The 17,594-nt window shown below is 50.2% G+C and carries 19 protein-coding genes and 1 tRNA gene; 4 read left to right on the forward strand and 16 right to left on the reverse strand.

The window, feature by feature from the left end; translation table 11 throughout:
- Positions 1–32: 32 nt before the first annotated feature.
- From QUE34_RS19415 to rlmE, 7 genes are all read right to left on the reverse strand, one after another.
- Positions 33–1,628, reverse strand: coding sequence for a phosphoethanolamine transferase (locus tag QUE34_RS19415; protein WP_077757013.1), 1,596 nt, complete (start codon positions 1,626–1,628; stop codon positions 33–35).
- Positions 1,629–1,901: 273 nt separating this feature from the next.
- Positions 1,902–1,988 (reverse strand) — tRNA-Leu (locus tag QUE34_RS19420).
- Positions 1,989–2,002: 14 nt separating this feature from the next.
- Positions 2,003–2,335 (reverse strand): preprotein translocase subunit SecG, encoded by a 333-nt coding sequence (gene secG, locus QUE34_RS19425; protein WP_001295556.1) that lies wholly within the window; start codon positions 2,333–2,335, stop codon positions 2,003–2,005.
- A gap of 227 nt (positions 2,336–2,562) precedes the next feature.
- Positions 2,563–3,900 (reverse strand): phosphoglucosamine mutase, encoded by a 1,338-nt coding sequence (gene glmM / locus QUE34_RS19430; RefSeq protein ID WP_000071137.1) that lies wholly within the window; start codon positions 3,898–3,900, stop codon positions 2,563–2,565.
- Positions 3,893–4,741 (reverse strand): dihydropteroate synthase, encoded by an 849-nt coding sequence (gene folP, locus QUE34_RS19435; RefSeq protein WP_000764731.1) that lies wholly within the window; start codon positions 4,739–4,741, stop codon positions 3,893–3,895. The genes glmM and folP overlap by 8 nt, the downstream gene beginning before the upstream one ends.
- Positions 4,742–4,830: 89 nt before the next feature.
- Entirely contained in the window at positions 4,831–6,765 is a 1,935-nt protein-coding gene (gene ftsH, locus QUE34_RS19440) for an ATP-dependent zinc metalloprotease FtsH (protein ID WP_001107467.1), read from the reverse strand.
- A gap of 99 nt (positions 6,766–6,864) precedes the next feature.
- On the reverse strand, positions 6,865–7,494 hold the full coding sequence (rlmE, locus tag QUE34_RS19445; protein WP_000145975.1) for a 23S rRNA (uridine(2552)-2'-O)-methyltransferase RlmE: 630 nt from the start codon (positions 7,492–7,494) through the stop codon (positions 6,865–6,867).
- Between the two features lie 125 nt (positions 7,495–7,619).
- Here rlmE and yhbY point away from each other — a divergent pair, with 125 nt between their 5' ends.
- Positions 7,620–7,913, forward strand: coding sequence for a ribosome assembly RNA-binding protein YhbY (gene yhbY / locus QUE34_RS19450; RefSeq protein ID WP_001054420.1), 294 nt, complete (start codon positions 7,620–7,622; stop codon positions 7,911–7,913).
- A gap of 155 nt (positions 7,914–8,068) precedes the next feature.
- Here yhbY and greA read toward each other — a convergent pair whose 3' ends face one another.
- Positions 8,069–8,545 carry a transcription elongation factor GreA gene (greA, locus tag QUE34_RS19455; protein ID WP_001148001.1) on the reverse strand — a complete coding sequence of 159 codons (477 nt, stop codon included), beginning with the start codon at positions 8,543–8,545 and terminating at the stop codon, positions 8,069–8,071.
- A gap of 247 nt (positions 8,546–8,792) precedes the next feature.
- On the opposite strand from greA, the gene dacB reads away from it, so the two are divergent.
- Positions 8,793–10,226, forward strand: coding sequence for a serine-type D-Ala-D-Ala carboxypeptidase (gene dacB, locus QUE34_RS19460; RefSeq protein ID WP_105268622.1), 1,434 nt, complete (start codon positions 8,793–8,795; stop codon positions 10,224–10,226).
- Between the two features lie 40 nt (positions 10,227–10,266).
- Here dacB and cgtA read toward each other — a convergent pair whose 3' ends face one another.
- The 4 genes from cgtA to rplU form a co-directional block, all read right to left on the reverse strand.
- On the reverse strand, positions 10,267–11,439 hold the full coding sequence (gene cgtA / locus QUE34_RS19465; RefSeq protein WP_000673561.1) for an Obg family GTPase CgtA: 1,173 nt from the start codon (positions 11,437–11,439) through the stop codon (positions 10,267–10,269).
- 15 nt (positions 11,440–11,454) lie between these two features.
- Positions 11,455–12,420, reverse strand: coding sequence for a DMT family transporter (locus tag QUE34_RS19470; RefSeq protein WP_000813040.1), 966 nt, complete (start codon positions 12,418–12,420; stop codon positions 11,455–11,457).
- Between the two features lie 126 nt (positions 12,421–12,546).
- A complete protein-coding gene (gene rpmA, locus QUE34_RS19475; RefSeq protein ID WP_000940595.1) occupies positions 12,547–12,804 on the reverse strand; it encodes a 50S ribosomal protein L27 in 258 nt (85 codons plus the stop codon).
- Between the two features lie 20 nt (positions 12,805–12,824).
- Positions 12,825–13,136, reverse strand: a complete 312-nt coding sequence (rplU, locus tag QUE34_RS19480) for a 50S ribosomal protein L21 (RefSeq protein WP_000271401.1) — start codon at positions 13,134–13,136, stop codon at positions 12,825–12,827.
- Between the two features lie 258 nt (positions 13,137–13,394).
- Between rplU and ispB the strand changes: the two genes are divergently transcribed.
- Together ispB and sfsB are read left to right on the forward strand one after the other, a co-directional pair.
- On the forward strand, positions 13,395–14,366 hold the full coding sequence (gene ispB, locus QUE34_RS19485) for an octaprenyl diphosphate synthase (protein WP_001047336.1): 972 nt from the start codon (positions 13,395–13,397) through the stop codon (positions 14,364–14,366).
- A gap of 228 nt (positions 14,367–14,594) precedes the next feature.
- Positions 14,595–14,873, forward strand: a complete 279-nt coding sequence (gene sfsB / locus QUE34_RS19490) for a DNA-binding transcriptional regulator SfsB (RefSeq protein WP_000445413.1) — start codon at positions 14,595–14,597, stop codon at positions 14,871–14,873.
- Between the two features lie 47 nt (positions 14,874–14,920).
- Here sfsB and murA read toward each other — a convergent pair whose 3' ends face one another.
- From murA to mlaC, 4 genes are all read right to left on the reverse strand, one after another.
- A complete protein-coding gene (gene murA / locus QUE34_RS19495) occupies positions 14,921–16,180 on the reverse strand; it encodes a UDP-N-acetylglucosamine 1-carboxyvinyltransferase (protein ID WP_000357278.1) in 1,260 nt (419 codons plus the stop codon).
- Between the two features lie 54 nt (positions 16,181–16,234).
- Positions 16,235–16,489: a BolA family iron metabolism protein IbaG gene (gene ibaG, locus QUE34_RS19500; protein WP_000429656.1), complete on the reverse strand. Its 255-nt coding sequence runs from the start codon at positions 16,487–16,489 to the stop codon at positions 16,235–16,237.
- Between the two features lie 159 nt (positions 16,490–16,648).
- Positions 16,649–16,942, reverse strand: coding sequence for a lipid asymmetry maintenance protein MlaB (gene mlaB, locus QUE34_RS19505; protein ID WP_000004488.1), 294 nt, complete (start codon positions 16,940–16,942; stop codon positions 16,649–16,651).
- Entirely contained in the window at positions 16,942–17,577 is a 636-nt protein-coding gene (gene mlaC / locus QUE34_RS19510) for a phospholipid-binding protein MlaC (protein WP_000476484.1), read from the reverse strand. The genes mlaB and mlaC overlap by 1 nt, the downstream gene beginning before the upstream one ends.
- Positions 17,578–17,594 lie beyond the last annotated feature (17 nt).

Below are 17,594 nucleotides of genomic sequence, written 5' to 3' on the forward strand. Positions count from 1 at the left end.
TTCCCTGCCCTTTTATGGGCAGGGTCATTCAGTTACTGCTTGTCCGCATTAAAATTTCGTCTTAGTTCCCGGTAATCAAACATTTCATGGCTTCCGTCAATAACCCGCGATTCCCCCTGATAGTGAGAGATCACGTCTTTAAGTGTTTTAGGTTGTTCTGGTCGGGTAACTCCCATCCACGCATTGATAAGATAGTCGTTATAAGCAGTGGAAAAAATATCAGTTACTGTCGAACGATCAACGTTCTCACCGAGCATTGGGCTGTACCAGATAAACATCGGTACATGATAAGCTTCCTGACTAGGTTTCTTCCCACCGTGGAAATAGCTATGTTTTGCCGTTGGATCGCGTTCAAGCCCATGGTCAGCAAAATACATAACCGAGGCTCGCTTATTTTTAAGCAGCGCAAAGACCTGCCCTAAAATGCTATCGGTGTAATGAATTGAGTTGTCATAACAGGCATCCTGATTATCCAATGGATAATACACAGCTTTGGCTTCTGGATATGTGGCGCAAACAGGTTCATGACTGCCAACCAGATGGAGAACAATCAGTTTCTTATTTGGCGATTTTTTATTTAATGCCTCAGCCAGATGCGGAAGCAACAATTCGTCATATCCTCTGACATAGACTCTTTCTTTCGCTCGCATCGCAATACTGGCAACAGCAGTCCCGTTCTGTCTGAATGCAGCTTGAGCACTAAGCCAGTATGTGTCAAACCCAGCCTGATTAGCCATATTAATGATGTTGTCAGGGTAATGCTGGATATCGTGATCAAATACAGTATCCACAGTTAAAGTAAGAGGAACGGCTAACGCAGTATAAGGCGCTCCGCTTATCGCCTGAGTAAAAAGCTTAATACGCTCCTTCTGTTTTTCGAGCTGTGGCGTTGTCGATCTGTTATGCCCATAGATGGACATATTCGAGGCCCTTACTGACTCCCCTACAATTAATACATAATCATCGATGCCATTATCGCTTAGTTCTAATTGATAGCCTGGCACTTTGTCAGCAATGGCCATCAGCCTGTGGTATTCCTTTGCGGCTAAAGCGAAATAATTTAAGTTGAAAAATGGTGTATATGTTGCGAATCGGGATGCCACAATATAAGGATCTACCGTTTTCTTTGTTTTTTTATCTTTAAGGGCAAACTTGACTGAAGAAAATAAGCTTATCGCAATCAGAATCAGCAACAACGTCACTGTGATTTTTTTTCCCGGTAGCGAAACATCATATTTTATTACCGAGGATAAAAAGAGTGCGAACAGGGCAAGGAAAATAATGCAATAAACAATATAAAGCCCCAGCATCTTTGTAATCTCATCTGGATCACTTTGTAAAACGCTTATCGCAAAGCCATCATTGAAACTGGTGCCGAAGGTACACCATGCATAGAGGCTGATGCAGAGATCCGCAGCAGCCAACAGCATAACTGGGATACCAAATAATAAACGTAAAGGGAAAGACGCTGTGCGTTTTATAACAAGGATAAAAAGCACAAAGAAAAGTGTTCGATGAACCAGATGTGATCCTGAAGAAGCAATGATATTAATCAGAGAAAAAATAATTACACAAAAAATTATAAGCCAGTTATTTTTAATTTTTCGAAATACGTTATGTGCAGCCATCCCCAAACCCGTAGATAAGAACAGAGTAAATATCGACGGCGTGCGATTTTATACATTAGAAAAACTGAAGTCCTGATCTATATCATTTTGAAAAAATGTTTACACTTAGCTTATATGCTCTACCAAACAAAAGTGATTCAGATCTTATTTTGAAGGATTTATGCGGAGTCAGGAGGCAAAGAGAGAGGAGTTGAGGGGGCTCGTTATCCAGCCAATAAAATGCGGGGATATAAAACAAAAAAAGACGCTTTTCAGCGTCTCTTTTCTGGAATTTGGTACCGAGGACGGGACTTGAACCCGTAAGCCCTATTGGGCACTACCACCTCAAGGTAGCGTGTCTACCAATTCCACCACCTCGGCACGGATACTACTTTTTAGTTCGGGATATCGCTGGTCGGCTTAGCCGGAGCAGCTGGCTGAGTTTGTTCGGTTTTCGCCGGTGCACTCAGATTTTCCCATTCGCTACCTTTATTGGTTTTGTTGCTATTGATGTTACCCAGCACCAGACTGATGATGAAGAATAACGTTGCCAGCAGCGCCGTCATGCGGGTCATGAAGTTACCAGAACCACTTGAACCAAACAGCGTAGCGGAAGCGCCTGCTCCGAAGGAGGCTCCCATATCAGCGCCTTTACCTTGCTGCAGCATGATCAGACCAACAAGGCCAATTGCCACAATAAGGAAAACTACTAAAAGAGCTTCGTACATAATCAACCTGTTCCTTGCGGAGTTGCCGCGTACCAATGCTTCAACCAATAAAGCGGGAGTTTCTAATCTTTCCCACTGAAGCGGGTGTGAATACTAACCAAAGCGAATGACCTTCGCAAGGGCAATTTTATCGCATTGTATCAACTGCGGAAAAAAACAGCAAAACCGATGTGTTCGCTGAGAAAAAAGGCGACAATCGCCGCCTTTTTAGCCAGTTATATAACGCGTTAAACGGCTTTTACTGCATCGGCGATGCGGTGTGCAAATTCAGTCACCTGCGCTTCGTCTTCGCCTTCCACCATCACGCGAATTAACGGTTCGGTGCCGGATTTACGCAACAGCACACGTCCACGGCTACCCAGCGCCGCTTCAACTTCTGCGGTTACAGCTTTGACTGATTCATGCTCCAGCGGATCGCCACTACCTGCGGTGTAACGCACGTTAACCAGAATCTGCGGGAACATTTTCATACCACTGCAAAGGTCGTGCAGGCTCATATGGTTACGCGCCATCGCCGCCAGTACCTGCAAACCAGCAACGATGCCGTCACCGGTTGTGGTTTTATCCAGCAGGATCACATGACCAGAGTTCTCTGCACCGATACGCCAGCCTTTCTCCTGCATTTTTTCCAGTACGTAGCGATCGCCCACTTTCGCACGAGCAAACGGAATTCCTAGCTGTTTCAGGGCGAGTTCCAGCCCCATGTTGCTCATCAATGTACCCACCGCGCCACCACGCAGTTGGCCCTGACGCAGACCTTCGCGCGCGATGATATACATAATCTGGTCGCCATCGACTTTATTGCCTTCATGGTCAACCATAATCACGCGGTCGCCGTCACCGTCAAAGGCGATACCAAGATCTGCTTTTTCAGCCAGTACGCGCGCCTGTAACGCACGAACATCAGTTGCCCCCACTTCGGCATTGATGTTTACGCCGTTCGGCTCACAACCGATAGCGATAACGTTCGCCCCCAGTTCACGCAGTACGTTCGGCGCGATGTGATAAGTCGCGCCATTTGCGCAATCCACCACAATCTTCAGTTCACTGAGGCTAAGTTCGTTCGGGAACGTGGCTTTGCAAAACTCGATATAGCGACCCGCAGCATCAACGATACGGCTGGCTTTACCCAGTTCTGCCGAATCAACACAGCTGATCTCTTTTTCCATTTCCGCTTCGATGGCTTCTTCAACTGCATCCGGCAGCTTAGTACCGTCAATAGAAAAGAATTTAATGCCGTTATCGTAGAATGGGTTATGCGATGCAGAAATTACAATCCCGGCCTCTGCGCGGAAGGTACGCGTCAGATAAGCCACGGCAGGTGTAGGCATCGGGCCTGTAAAGAGTGCGGAAAGGCCCGCAGCCGCCAGACCCGCTTCCAGTGCTGACTCCAGCATATAGCCAGAAATACGCGTGTCTTTACCAATAATGATCTTACGCGAGCCGTGGCGCGCCAGCACTTTACCGGCGGCCCAACCCAACTTAAGTACAAAATCAGGGGTGATCGGCGCATCCCCTACACGACCACGAATCCCATCGGTACCGAAATATTTACGATTACTCATAGCGTTTGTTTTCCTTTGCAGACAGAGTGGCTTCCACCACCCGCATCGCTTCTACGGTTTCTTTGACGTCATGAACACGAATGATGTGCGCACCTTGCATTGCGGCAATGACCGCACAGGCCAAACTACCGCTCAGGCGCTCGGACGGCCCCACGTTCAGCAATTGCCCAATCATCGATTTTCGTGACATACCCACCAACAGCGGCAGGTTGAAATGGTGAAATTCAGCCAGGCGCGCCAGTAATGAATAGTTATGGGAGAGATTTTTACCGAAACCGAATCCGGGGTCGAGCAACAATTTCTCTTTTGCGATACCCGCCTGCTCACAACGAGCTATCTGCTCAATAAAGTAGCGATTCACTTCCGCAAAGACATCATCATACTTCGGGGCTTCCTGCATGGTTTTTGGATTTCCCTGCATATGCATCAGGCAAACTGGCAAACCGGTTTCTGCAGCAGCTTCCAGAGCGCCAGGTTCGGAAAGAGAGCGAATATCGTTAATAATGTGAGCACCAACTTTCGCTGACTCACGGATGACTTCTGGTTTGGAAGTATCTACCGAGATCCAGACTTCGAAGCGTTGAGCAATTGCCTCAACCACAGGAATAACACGTTGCAACTCTTCTTCAACGCTAACTTCCGCCGCCCCTGGGCGCGTGGACTCGCCACCAACGTCAATGATCGTCGCACCAGCGTTAATCATCAGATTCGCATGTTTCACCGCATCTATCAGCGAGTTATGCGTGCCGCCATCCGAAAAGGAATCAGGCGTAACGTTGAGGATCCCCATTACGTGAGGATGGCTAAGGTCCAGTGAAGTGCCCTGGGCAAAGAGTTTCATGATGTTATCCCTGGTATGAATTGATAAGAAAAAACCCCGGAGCACGCCCCGGGGTTTTCGGTACAAATACAGTCATCTAATGCGGGAACTTACTTGTCGCCTAACTGCTCTGACATGGTGTTACCCGGGTTCGGCGTACGCGGTTCATCAACCGGACGCGGAGCCTTTGGACTACCATTGTCGCCAGAATTGTTAGAAGCGCCTGGTTCTTCCCAGCCCGCTGGCGGACGTACATCGCGACGTGCCATCAGGTCATCAATCTGCGGTGCGTCGATAGTCTCATATTTCATGAGAGCATCTTTCATCGCATGCAGAATATCCATATTGTCGGTCAGAAGCTGACGCGCACGATTATAGTTACGCTCGATCAGTGCTTTCACTTCCTGGTCGATGATACGTGCCGTTTCATCGGACATATGTTTCGCTTTCGCTACGCTACGACCGAGGAACACTTCACCTTCTTCTTCCGCATACAGCAGCGGACCGAGTTTCTCAGAGAAGCCCCACTGGGTAACCATGTTACGCGCCAGGTTGGTCGCAACTTTAATATCGTTGGACGCCCCGGTAGAAACATGTTCCGGCCCGTAGATGATCTCTTCTGCCAGACGACCGCCGTACAGCGTAGAAATCTGGCTTTCCAGTTTCTGACGGCTGGCGCTGATTGCGTCGCCCTCAGGCAAGAAGAAGGTCACACCCAGCGCACGACCGCGCGGGATAATCGTTACTTTGTGCACCGGATCGTGTTCCGGCACCAGGCGACCGATAATCGCGTGACCTGCTTCGTGGTAAGCAGTCGATTCTTTCTGCGCTTCCGTCATCACCATGGAGCGACGTTCCGCACCCATCATGATTTTGTCTTTCGCTTTCTCGAACTCAACCATCGACACAACACGTTTGTTGCCACGAGCAGCGAACAGTGCCGCTTCGTTCACCAGGTTCGCCAGGTCAGCACCGGAGAAACCTGGAGTACCACGGGCAATGATTGCCGCGTCGATATCGGGTGCCAATGGTACGCGACGCATGTGAACTTTCAGAATCTGCTCACGACCGCGAACATCTGGCAAGCCAACCACAACCTGACGGTCGAAACGGCCAGGACGCAGCAGCGCCGGGTCGAGAACGTCCGGACGGTTAGTCGCAGCGATAACGATGATACCTTCGTTACCTTCGAAGCCATCCATCTCAACCAGCATCTGGTTCAGAGTCTGTTCACGTTCATCGTGACCACCGCCCAGACCTGCGCCACGCTGGCGGCCTACGGCGTCGATTTCATCGATAAAGATGATGCACGGAGCCGCTTTCTTCGCCTGTTCGAACATGTCACGAACACGGGATGCACCCACACCGACGAACATTTCTACGAAGTCAGAACCGGAGATAGTAAAGAACGGAACTTTCGCTTCGCCTGCAATCGCTTTCGCCAGCAGCGTTTTACCGGTACCCGGAGGACCGACCATCAGGACGCCTTTCGGGATCTTACCGCCGAGTTTCTGGAAGCGGCTCGGCTCGCGCAGATACTCAACCAGTTCAGCAACTTCTTCTTTTGCTTCGTCGCAGCCCGCAACGTCAGCAAAGGTCGTTTTGATCTGATCTTCCGTCAGCATGCGCGCTTTGCTCTTACCGAACGACATGGCACCTTTGCCACCGCCGCCCTGCATTTGACGCATGAAGAAGATCCAGACACCAATCAGCAACAGCATCGGGAACCAGGAGATGAAGATAGAAGCCAGCAGGCTTGGTTCTTCAGGCGGTTCACCGACAACCTTGACGTTCTTGGTCAACAGGTTATCCAGTAATTTCGGATCCTGAACCGGAATGTAAGTGGTATAACGGTTACTATCTTTCTTGGTAACGTTGATTTCACGTCCGTTGATACGCGCTTCACGAACCTGGTCGTTATTGACCTCTTGTAGGAAGGTAGAGTAATCCACCTTACGGCCATTAGACTCGCTGGGCCCAAAGCTCTGGAATACTGACATCAGCACAACGGCAATGACCAGCCAGAGTATTAGGTTTTTCGCCATGTCACTCAAGGGATTAACCTCTTATTACAACTGTGTTAAAAACAGCGTCAGGATACTCTATATCCAGCATCTTTCAAACTTTCGTCTGAAATCTCCCGGTTAGGGTTTACGCCCGGTCGCTACAATATACACTTCCCGCGAACGTGCACGAGAAGAGTCCGGCTTACGAACTTTGACCTTCGTAAACAGGGAGCGAATTTCCCTTAGATACTCATCGAAACCTTCGCCCTGGAACACCTTCACTACAAAACTGCCACCTGGCGCTAATACATCACGACACATTTCTAACGCCAGTTCCACCAGATACATGGCACGGGGGATATCCACCGCCGGTGTTCCGCTCATGTTTGGTGCCATATCGGACATGACAACCTGGACTTTGCTGTCGCCAACGCGCTCCAGCAGTGCTTTCATCACCAGTTCATCACGAAAATCGCCCTGAAGAAAGTCCACACCAACGATAGGATCCATAGGTAAAAGATCGCAAGCGATGATGCGGCCTTTGCCGCCAATTTGGGTGACCACATATTGTGACCAACCACCCGGAGCAGCACCAAGGTCGACAACCGTCATTCCCGGTTTAAAGAGTTTGTCACTTTGCTGTATTTCATCAAGTTTAAACCAGGCACGGGAACGTAACCCCTTTTTCTGTGCCTGTTGAACATATTTATCGCTAAAGTGTTCCTGAAGCCAGCGGCTGGAGCTGGCAGAACGCTTCTTACCTGTCATTTAACTTTCCCATGGGGATAACTCATCGTAACCAATTGCGTAAATTTTTACGCGCCTATTTGGTGATATATGGGAGATGGCGGTAGAATGACCCGTTTTCAATCCCAACGTAAGCAAAAAATACGATGAATCTGAGTACTAAACAAAAACAGCACCTGAAAGGTCTGGCACATCCGCTCAAGCCAGTTGTTCTGCTTGGCAGTAATGGTTTGACCGAAGGGGTGCTGGCCGAGATTGAACAAGCGTTAGAGCACCATGAACTCATCAAGGTGAAAATCGCCACCGAAGATCGCGAAACTAAAACCTTGATCGTGGAAGCTATCGTGCGCGAAACCGGCGCCTGTAATGTACAGGTCATCGGTAAAACGCTGGTGCTTTATCGCCCAACTAAAGAACGTAAAATCTCGTTGCCACGCTAAGATTATCCTAAAGTTACACACATTTGCTGTGTAAAACGAGGGGTTTTCCGCAGGCAGGAGAGCAAAATGCCACGCTCTGTTCGTTGATAAAAGGCCGCATAGCGGCCTTTTTCCTTTCTTTACAATACATCAACATCTTGAGTATTGGGTAATTCTTACAGGTATTCCACCTTAATTACTTCAAATTCAACTTCGCCGCCCGGCGTTTTGATGACCACAACATCATCTTCTTCTTTGCCGATCAGGCCACGAGCAATAGGCGAGTTTACAGAAATCAGGTTCTGTTTAAAGTCAGCCTCATCATCGCCAACGATGCGATAAGTCTGCTCTTCGTCAGAATCCAGATTCAACACCGTTACGGTAGCACCAAAAATAACGCGCCCATTGTTAGGCATTTTGGTGACATCAATCACCTGCGCGTTCGACAGTTTGGCTTCAATATCTTTGATACGACCTTCGCAGAAACCCTGCTGTTCACGAGCTGCGTGGTATTCGGCGTTTTCTTTCAGGTCGCCATGCTCACGCGCTTCCGCGATAGCAGCAATGATTTCAGGACGGCGCACAGATTTCAGAAAATCCAGCTCTTCGCGTAATTTTTCAGCGCCGCGTAAGGTCATCGGAATAGCTTGCATTTGTTATACCTCTTGAATATTCCTGATGGGGCAAGTCTTCACCCACCCCGGCTGTTCGGCCTGCCCGGCATAACTCCTCACCGGGACCAGAAGCAAAAAAATACCGACCCGGGTACAAGTCCCAGGTCAGCTGCAATTCACATTTTGATAGTCATTTTACCCTGAAGTTCCCGCAGGGTCATCGTTTACTTTATAGGGCGTTGCGCCGTAGTATGACGGCTCGATTCCAGGTTGTTAGCGCGAGATTATGCGATTTTCCAGATTTATCATCGGATTGACCAGCTGTATAGCGTTCAGTGTTCAGGCCGCGAATGTTGATGAGTACATTACTCAACTCCCCGCTGGTGCCAACCTTGCCCTGATGGTGCAAAAAGTCGGCGCATCGGCCCCCGCTATTGATTACCACAGTCAGCAGATGGCGCTGCCCGCCAGTACGCAGAAAGTGATTACTGCGCTGGCGGCGTTGATTCAACTCGGCCCCGATTTTCGTTTTACTACTACGCTTGAAACCAAAGGCAATGTGGAAAACGGCGTACTCAAGGGTGACTTAGTGGCGCGATTTGGTGCCGATCCGACGTTAAAACGTCAGGATATTCACAATATGGTCACGACTTTGAAAAAATCTGGCGTCAACCAAATTGATGGTAATGTGTTGATAGACACCTCCATTTTTGCCAGCCACGATAAAGCCCCCGGCTGGCCGTGGAATGACATGACACAATGCTTTAGCGCTCCGCCTGCCGCCGCCATAGTTGACCGCAACTGTTTCTCCGTCTCGCTCTACAGTGCCCAAAAACCCGGTGATATGGCCTTTATACGCGTGGCATCTTATTACCCTGTTACGATGTTCAGCCAGGTACGCACCCTCCCCCGTGGTTCTGCCGAAGCGCAATATTGCGAGCTGGATGTGGTGCCAGGCGACCTGAACCGCTTTACGCTGACCGGATGCCTGCCACAACGTTCTGAGCCGCTCCCGTTGGCTTTTGCCATACAGGATGGAGCCAGCTATGCCGGTGCAATTCTGAAAGATGAGTTAAAACAGGCAGGTATCACCTGGAGCGGAACACTACTGCGCCAGACTCAGGTTAATGAACCCGGAACGGTAGTTGCCAGTAAACAGTCGGCCCCGCTGCACGATCTGCTTAAGATTATGCTGAAAAAGTCAGACAACATGATTGCCGATACGGTTTTCCGCATGATAGGCCATGCGCGCTTCAATGTGCCCGGAACATGGCGGGCCGGATCGGATGCCGTACGTCAGATCCTGCGTCAGCAAGCTGGTATCGATATTGGTAACACGATTATTGCCGATGGTTCAGGGCTTTCGCGGCATAACCTGATTGCACCTGCCACCATGATGCAGGTGCTGCAATACATTGCCCAACATGACAATGAACTTAACTTTATCTCTATGCTGCCGCTGGCAGGCTATGACGGCTCTTTGCAGTACCGTGCGGGCCTGCATCAGGCTGGCGTGGACGGAAAGGTCTCAGCAAAAACCGGCTCTTTGCAGGGGGTATATAACCTGGCGGGATTCATTACCACAGCGAGCGGGCAACGAATGGCGTTTGTACAATATCTTTCTGGCTATGCGGTAGAACCCGCGGATCAGCGTAATCGCCGCATTCCGTTAGTGCGTTTTGAAAGCCGTTTGTATAAAGATATTTATCAGAATAATTAGTCTAAAGAGAAACCCCGGCACATGGCCGGGGTTTAGCTGATTAACGCTTGTAAATGAACTCAACGCCTTCTTCGTCGTCTTCGTCCCAGTCGTCATCCCAGTCTTCATCATCCTCTTCAGCAATCTCTTCAAGCTGCTGACGGTGATAATCATCCCACATGAATTCGACTTTCTCTGGCTGTTTCGCTTCTTCGGCCTGCACAACTGGGTTTTCAATGATAAAAGTCATCACATCCCAGCAGAGATCTTTCACGCCCAGTCCGCTCGCCGCAGAGATCAGATAATATTTATCTTCCCAGCCCAGCGCCTCCGCGATTGCTTTAGCTTTCTCTTCAGCCTCTGCCTTATCCAGCAGGTCGATCTTGTTGAAGACTAACCAACGTGGTTTTGCCGCCAGATCCTGGCTGTATTTTTCCAGCTCGCTGATAATAATACGCGCGTTTTCAACCGGATCGGTGCCGTCAATCGGATCGATATCGATGAGGTGCAACAGGACGCGGCAACGTTCCAGGTGCTTCAGAAAGCGAATGCCCAGACCTGCGCCTTCCGCAGCGCCTTCAATCAGTCCTGGAATATCGGCAACAACGAAGCTCTTTTCGTTATCCATACGAACCACACCCAGGCTCGGTACCAGAGTGGTAAACGGATAATCCGCCACTTTCGGTTTAGCCGCCGAGACCGCGCGGATAAAGGTCGATTTACCCGCATTCGGCATTCCCAGCATACCGACGTCAGCCAGCAGCATCAGCTCCAGCAGCAGCTCGCGCTTATCGCCCGGCGTACCGTTGGTTTTCTGCCGTGGCGTACGGTTAACGGACGATTTGAAGCGGGTATTGCCCAGACCGTGCCAGCCGCCCTTGGCAACCAGCAGACGCTGACCGTGTTTGGTCATATCGCCCATGGTTTCACCGGTACCCTGATCGATAACACGCGTACCTACCGGCACTTTAATCGTGACGTCTTTACCGCGCTTACCGGTACAATCGCGGCTTGCGCCGTTCTGACCGCGTTCTGCACGGAAAGATTTTTCAAAACGATAATCGATCAGCGTGTTCAGGTTCTCGTCGGCTTCCATCCAGACGTCACCACCATCACCGCCGTCGCCGCCATCCGGGCCGCCTTTCGGAATATACTTTTCGCGGCGGAAGCTCACGCAACCATTACCGCCATCACCTGCAACGACCAGAATCGATGCTTCATCAACAAACTTCATTTTATTCTCCGTAAATCATTCGCCTGCGCGGGGTTGCGATACCACCGTTGTATGCTTACGTAAACCGCCCCAAATACGATGACCAATGGCGGAATACATCGCGCCCGCAACCACGACAAACGCACCGAGATAACCTAAAAGGTTTAACATCGGTCTGGCGAAGAAATCGGGCCAGGCCAGTGATAAAAGATCTGAAAAAAACAGCGTAAACAGTGGGGTGAGCGTGATGATCGCGCTCACCTGCGCTGCCTGCCAGCGAGCCATCGCTTCCGCCAGGGCGCCATATCCTACCAATGTATTCAGTCCGCAAAAAATTAAACATGCGAGCTGCCAGTGGCTAAGCTGCGCTATCACTCCAGGATTTGCCAGAGGGAAGAGCGCAATTGTACATAAAGTGTACAATAAAAACAGGATCTGCGGTGAGGCCAGCCGACGTAATAAAACCTTTTGCGCCACGCCATAACTCACCCAAACCGTCGCCGCACCGACCCCAAAAATAACTCCCCAGGTGTAATCGGTGAGCTTTGTAAATATCTCGACCAGACTGGTGTTAAAAAACATCACCAGGCCGCTCAGGAGCATCAATGCCCCTACAACCTGAGTGCTGCGCATTTTCTCTTTCAGGATAAATACGCTGGCAACCATCATGCCAACTGGCGAGAGTTGCCCAATCACCTGCGAAGCGGTCGGACTCAGGTATTGCAAAGATGAGCTGAACAGGATGAAGTTCCCAAACAGCCCGGCGGTCGCCACTGCTAACAAAATCAACCAGCGTGGCTTACGAAACACGCGTAATGGCGGCAACCTCTTCTTCACCGCAAGAATGGCACCAAGGCCAATACTCGCCATCAAGAAACGGTAAAACACGATTGTCGGAGGTTCCATCACCTCCAGCACCTGCTTCATTGCAATTGGCAACGCCCCCCAGCAAATTGCTGTGGTGAGCGCCAAAAGAATGCCAATGCCTGCCTGCTGCTTCATACCGTATTCCCTACAAAACGCATTTGCGAGTTAACGCCGCACGATGCGAATTTTTACCGGTTATCGAATGTAAAAAGCCCCGCAACGTGTTGCGGGGCTTTCATCCGTTACCGGGACGCGAAAAACTTATTCAGCTTCGATGCTGATAAATTTACGGTTTTTCGGGCCTTTAACTTCGAATTTCACTTTACCGTCTGCTTTAGCAAACAGAGTGTGGTCACGACCGCAACCTACGTTAGCGCCTGCGTGGAATTTGGTACCACGTTGACGAACGATGATGCTACCCGCCAGAACGGATTCGCCACCGAAACGCTTAACGCCCAGGCGTTTAGCTTCTGAATCGCGACCGTTACGTGTGGAGCCGCCAGCCTTTTTATGTGCCATTTGAAATCTCTCCTCAGGTCTTAGGCGCTGATGCCAGTAATTTTCACATCAGTGAACCACTGACGATGGCCCTGCTGCTTACGATAGTGTTTACGACGACGAAACTTAACGATTTTAACTTTCTCGCCACGACCGTGAGCAACAACTTCAGCTTTGATTACGCCGCCATCAACGAAAGGAACGCCGATTTTGACTTCTTCACCGTTTGCGATCATCAGCACTTCAGCGAACTCAACAGTTTCGCCAGTTGCGATGTCCAGCTTTTCCAGGCGAACGGTCTGACCTTCGCTTACTCGGTGTTGTTTACCACCACTTTGGAAAACCGCGTACATATAAAACTCCGCTTCCGCGCACACCTTTTCAATGATTCAGAGTGCGCTATAAATATTCACAATAGGGCGCGAATATTACGCAAAACGCACGCCTTTGACAAGTGCTACAGTCAATACACGAAGAAAAAAAACACAACTTGTACGGTAACGTTTATCTGTGCCATTTTTTCAGTACAATCACCCTATATTCCTAACCATAAACCCTAAGTTGCCTTTGTTCACAGTAAGGTAATCGGGGCGAAAAGCCCGGCTTTTGCGATGAATTTAGAAAAAATCAATGAGTTAACCGCGCAAGATATGGCGGGTGTTAATGCGGCAATCCTTGAGCAGCTTAATTCAGACGTCCAACTGATCAATCAGTTAGGCTATTACATCGTCAGCGGCGGCGGTAAACGTATTCGTCCGATGATTGCTGTACTGGCTGCACGAGCTGTTGGCTATGAGGGAAATGCGCATGTCACCATTGCTGCCCTGATCGAGTTTATCCACACGGCGACTCTGCTGCACGACGACGTTGTGGATGAATCAGATATGCGCAGGGGTAAAGCTACCGCCAACGCCGCATTTGGCAATGCCGCCAGCGTGCTGGTAGGCGATTTTATTTATACCCGCGCGTTCCAGATGATGACCAGCCTCGGTTCGCTCAAAGTGCTGGAAGTGATGTCTGAAGCCGTAAACGTCATCGCAGAAGGTGAAGTTCTGCAACTGATGAACGTTAACGACCCGGACATCACCGAAGAAAACTACATGCGCGTTATCTACAGCAAGACCGCGCGTCTGTTTGAGGCTGCCGCGCAGTGTTCCGGGATTCTGGCTGGCTGTACGCCGGAGGAGGAGAAAGGCCTGCAGGATTATGGGCGTTATCTCGGCACCGCTTTCCAGTTGATCGACGATTTACTCGATTACAATGCCGATGGCGAACAGTTAGGTAAAAACGTCGGCGACGATCTGAACGAAGGTAAACCGACGCTGCCGCTGCTGCATGCAATGCATCATGGCACACCAGAACAGGCACAGATGATTCGTACCGCCATCGAACAGGGTAACGGTCGTCATCTTCTGGAACCGGTTCTGGAAGCAATGAACGCTTGTGGCTCTCTTGAATGGACGCGTCAGCGTGCCGAGGAAGAAGCAGACAAAGCCATCGCAGCGTTACAGGTGCTCCCGGACACCCCGTGGCGAGAAGCACTCATCGGCCTCGCGCACATCGCTGTTCAACGCGATCGTTAATCCCCTCCCCCTCATCCCGCGCAGTGCGCGGGATGATTCCAATAAGTTCCATAAAAACACTTATTCAGCGTGATAACGCCTGAAAAACCAGTGTATGTATCTTTATATATTCTGAATATTCACACTCTTTACAGGAACTTTTTAGAGCAATAGGCCATCAGGAGTATAGTGATGCTCGACAGAAGAAGTGTTCTGAATGAAAGCGACTAACTTAAGGAGTGAGGAAAGATGGAAAGTAATTTCATTGACTGGCATCCCGCTGACATCATTGCGGGTTTACGCAAGAAAGGAACGTCAATGGCGGCGGAATCTCGTAGAAATGGTTTGAGTTCCTCAACGCTGGCGAACGCATTATCGCGCCCATGGCCGAAAGGAGAGATGATTATTGCGAAAGCCCTGGGAACTGACCCCTGGGTTATCTGGCCATCACGCTACCATGATCCGCAGACCCATGAGTTTATCGACAGAACGCAGTTGATGCGTAGCTACACTAAACCGAAAAAATGAGTGGTCTGGCGGTAGCCCCGCGAACGGGGCTGCCAGCTCTCGGACGATTACTCGCCTTTCACACGCTCAATATTTGCACCTAAAGCGCGCAGTTTGTCTTCAATACGTTCGTAGCCACGATCGATGTGATAAATACGATCAACCACCGTTGTCCCTTCCGCAATACAACCAGCCAGCACCAGGCTTGCTGAAGCACGTAGATCGGTTGCCATAACCTGTGCGCCAGAAAGTTTTTCAACACCGTGACAAATAACGGTATTACTTTCAATTTCAGCATGCGCGCCCATACGACTCAGCTCTGGTACGTGCATAAAGCGGTTTTCAAAGACCGTTTCGGTGATGAATCCGGTGCCTTCTGCCACCAGGTTCAGCAGTGTGAACTGGGCCTGCATATCGGTCGGGAATGCCGGATGCGGCGCGGTACGTACGTTAACAGCTTTCGGCCGTTTGCCATGCATATCCAGGCTAATCCAGTCTTCGCCGACTTCAATGTCCGCTCCAGCGTCACGCAATTTCGCCAGCACAGCGTCAAGAGTATCTGGCTGTGCGTTACGGCAGATAATTTTGCCGCGAGAGATCGCCGCAGCCACAAGGAAAGTACCGGTTTCGATACGATCCGGCAGCACGCGATAGACACCGCCGCCTAAACGTTCCACACCTTCGATGATGATACGATCGGTGCCCTGACCGCTAATTTTCGCACCCAGCGTAATCAGGAAGTTCGCGGTATCGACGATTTCCGGTTCACGCGCTGCGTTTTCAATAATCGTGGTGCCTTCCGCCAGGGTTGCAGCACACATGATGGTCACCGTTGCGCCAACGCTGACTTTATCCATCACGATATGTGCGCCTTTCAGACGACCGTCGACGGAAGCTTTAACGTAACCTTCTTCCAGTTTGATGGTCGCGCCTAATTGTTCGAGGCCAGAAATGTGTAGATCAACCGGACGCGCACCGATCGTACAACCGCCAGGCAGTGAAACTTGCCCCTGCCCAAAGCGCGCTACCAGCGGCCCCAGTGCCCAGATAGAAGCACGCATGGTTTTAACCAGATCGTAAGGTGCGCAGAATACATTAACCTCGCGGGCATCAATATGCACAGAACCATTACGCTCTACTTTCGCACCCAGCTGGCTTAGCAGCTTCATTGATGTATCAACGTCTTTCAGTTTCGGGACGTTCTGGATCTCTACCGGTTCTTCCGCCAGTAGTGCGGCAAAAAGAATAGGCAGAGCAGCATTTTTAGCGCCGGAAATTGTGACTTCGCCCTGGAGCTTCGTTGGCCCCTGAACACGAAATTTATCCATTTAGTTTGTTCTCAGTTAACAATTCATATCCGCTACCGGCGAATCGCCCATAGCTCAAAAGCCGTTCAGTTTGCGATCGCGCGCCCACTCCGCAGGGGTATACGCTTTGATCGACACAGCATGAATGCGGTTATCCGCAATATATTCCATCAGCGGGCCATAGACCGTCTGCTGTTTTTTAACCCGACTCATGCCGTCAAACAACTCACCCACGGCAATAACCTGAAAGTGGCTGCCATCGCCGGAAACGTGGACTTCCTGGAGGGAGAGAGCGTTCATCAACACGCTCTGAATTTCATTATTTTCCATGGGATCTTCAATCATCAGTTAATAAACCAGCGAAACATCTTAGAGCAAAGTTGCGCTGGCATAAATAAGCAAAAAGCCTCGCTGATAAATCAGACAAGGCTCAACTTGCAGGCAGGTTTGCCGGACAGGCGGTTAACGCCTTATCCGGCCTGAAAAAATTTAACGAGGCAGAACATCAGCAGGCAAATTATACAATTTCGCCAGGGTATACACTTTGTCGTTTACCCCCTGAAGCGTCACATTGTTGCCCTGCTTTTTCGCCAGATCGATAAGATGGAGCAGCAGCGCCAGTCCACCTGTATCAACGCGGGATACACGGCTAAGATCGATGCAGGTAATCCCCTTCACCGCCTCCTCACGCATTTCCCAAAGCGGTAGCAGAACGTCCTGATCCAGCTCTCCGGATAACGCCAGCGTGTCACCCGTCTGCATCCAGCTCAGTGACTCGCTCATTACTTTTTCTCTTCCAGAGTGATTTTCTGTTGAGAAATCGATTTCAGTTGCGCAGTCAGGCCGTCGATACCTTTGGTACGCAGCAGCGTCCCCCACTCATTTTGTTTGGTGGTGATCATGCTGACACCCTCTGCAATCATGTCGTAAGCCTGCCAGTTGCCCGTCTGGGAGTTTTTACGCCATTGGAAGTCCAGACGCACCGGCGGGCGGCCATTCGGGTCAATAATGGTCACGCGAATAGGCACAATGGTTTTATCACCCAGAGGCTGTTCTGGCGCGATCTGATAAGTCTGACCATGATACATCGCCAATGCCTGACCGTAAGCCTGCTTCAGATACTCACGGAAAGCGGCAAAGTAAGCATCACGCTGGGCGGGAGTCGCACTCTTGTAATACTGGCCCAGAACCAGAGCCCCGGCGTATTTCACCTGTACGTATGGCAGCAGTTCCTGATCAACAATGGTACGCAGATAATCCGGGTTGGCCCGAATTTGCGGTTGCTCATTCTTCAGGCGATCGAACGTTTTCTGCGCCGCCTCGTCCATCAGCTTATACGGATTGGTCTGGTCTGCCGCGGTTGCCGCACTCAGCGGTGCAATCACCAGCAAAGCGACCATCATTAAACGTTTAAACATGCGTCGGTTCTCCTGAA

The organism is Escherichia sp. KS167_9B, from assembly GCF_030295215.1.
Taxonomy (GTDB): Bacteria; Pseudomonadota; Gammaproteobacteria; order Enterobacterales; family Enterobacteriaceae; genus Escherichia; species Escherichia coli_F.

Coding starts and splice junctions, on each gene's coding strand:
- QUE34_RS19415 (WP_077757013.1), bottom strand. CDS start 1,628: ATGGCTGCACATAACGTATTTCGAAAAATTAAAAATAACTGGCTTATA.
- secG (WP_001295556.1), bottom strand. CDS start 2,335: ATGTACGAAGCTCTTTTAGTAGTTTTCCTTATTGTGGCAATTGGCCTT.
- glmM (WP_000071137.1), bottom strand. CDS start 3,900: ATGAGTAATCGTAAATATTTCGGTACCGATGGGATTCGTGGTCGTGTA.
- folP (WP_000764731.1), bottom strand. CDS start 4,741: ATGAAACTCTTTGCCCAGGGCACTTCACTGGACCTTAGCCATCCTCAC.
- ftsH (WP_001107467.1), bottom strand. CDS start 6,765: ATGGCGAAAAACCTAATACTCTGGCTGGTCATTGCCGTTGTGCTGATG.
- rlmE (WP_000145975.1), bottom strand. CDS start 7,494: ATGACAGGTAAGAAGCGTTCTGCCAGCTCCAGCCGCTGGCTTCAGGAA.
- yhbY (WP_001054420.1), top strand. CDS start 7,620: ATGAATCTGAGTACTAAACAAAAACAGCACCTGAAAGGTCTGGCACAT.
- greA (WP_001148001.1), bottom strand. CDS start 8,545: ATGCAAGCTATTCCGATGACCTTACGCGGCGCTGAAAAATTACGCGAA.
- dacB (WP_105268622.1), top strand. CDS start 8,793: ATGCGATTTTCCAGATTTATCATCGGATTGACCAGCTGTATAGCGTTC.
- cgtA (WP_000673561.1), bottom strand. CDS start 11,439: ATGAAGTTTGTTGATGAAGCATCGATTCTGGTCGTTGCAGGTGATGGC.
- QUE34_RS19470 (WP_000813040.1), bottom strand. CDS start 12,420: ATGAAGCAGCAGGCAGGCATTGGCATTCTTTTGGCGCTCACCACAGCA.
- rpmA (WP_000940595.1), bottom strand. CDS start 12,804: ATGGCACATAAAAAGGCTGGCGGCTCCACACGTAACGGTCGCGATTCA.
- rplU (WP_000271401.1), bottom strand. CDS start 13,136: ATGTACGCGGTTTTCCAAAGTGGTGGTAAACAACACCGAGTAAGCGAA.
- ispB (WP_001047336.1), top strand. CDS start 13,395: ATGAATTTAGAAAAAATCAATGAGTTAACCGCGCAAGATATGGCGGGT.
- sfsB (WP_000445413.1), top strand. CDS start 14,595: ATGGAAAGTAATTTCATTGACTGGCATCCCGCTGACATCATTGCGGGT.
- murA (WP_000357278.1), bottom strand. CDS start 16,180: ATGGATAAATTTCGTGTTCAGGGGCCAACGAAGCTCCAGGGCGAAGTC.
- ibaG (WP_000429656.1), bottom strand. CDS start 16,489: ATGGAAAATAATGAAATTCAGAGCGTGTTGATGAACGCTCTCTCCCTC.
- mlaB (WP_000004488.1), bottom strand. CDS start 16,942: ATGAGCGAGTCACTGAGCTGGATGCAGACGGGTGACACGCTGGCGTTA.
- mlaC (WP_000476484.1), bottom strand. CDS start 17,577: ATGTTTAAACGTTTAATGATGGTCGCTTTGCTGGTGATTGCACCGCTG.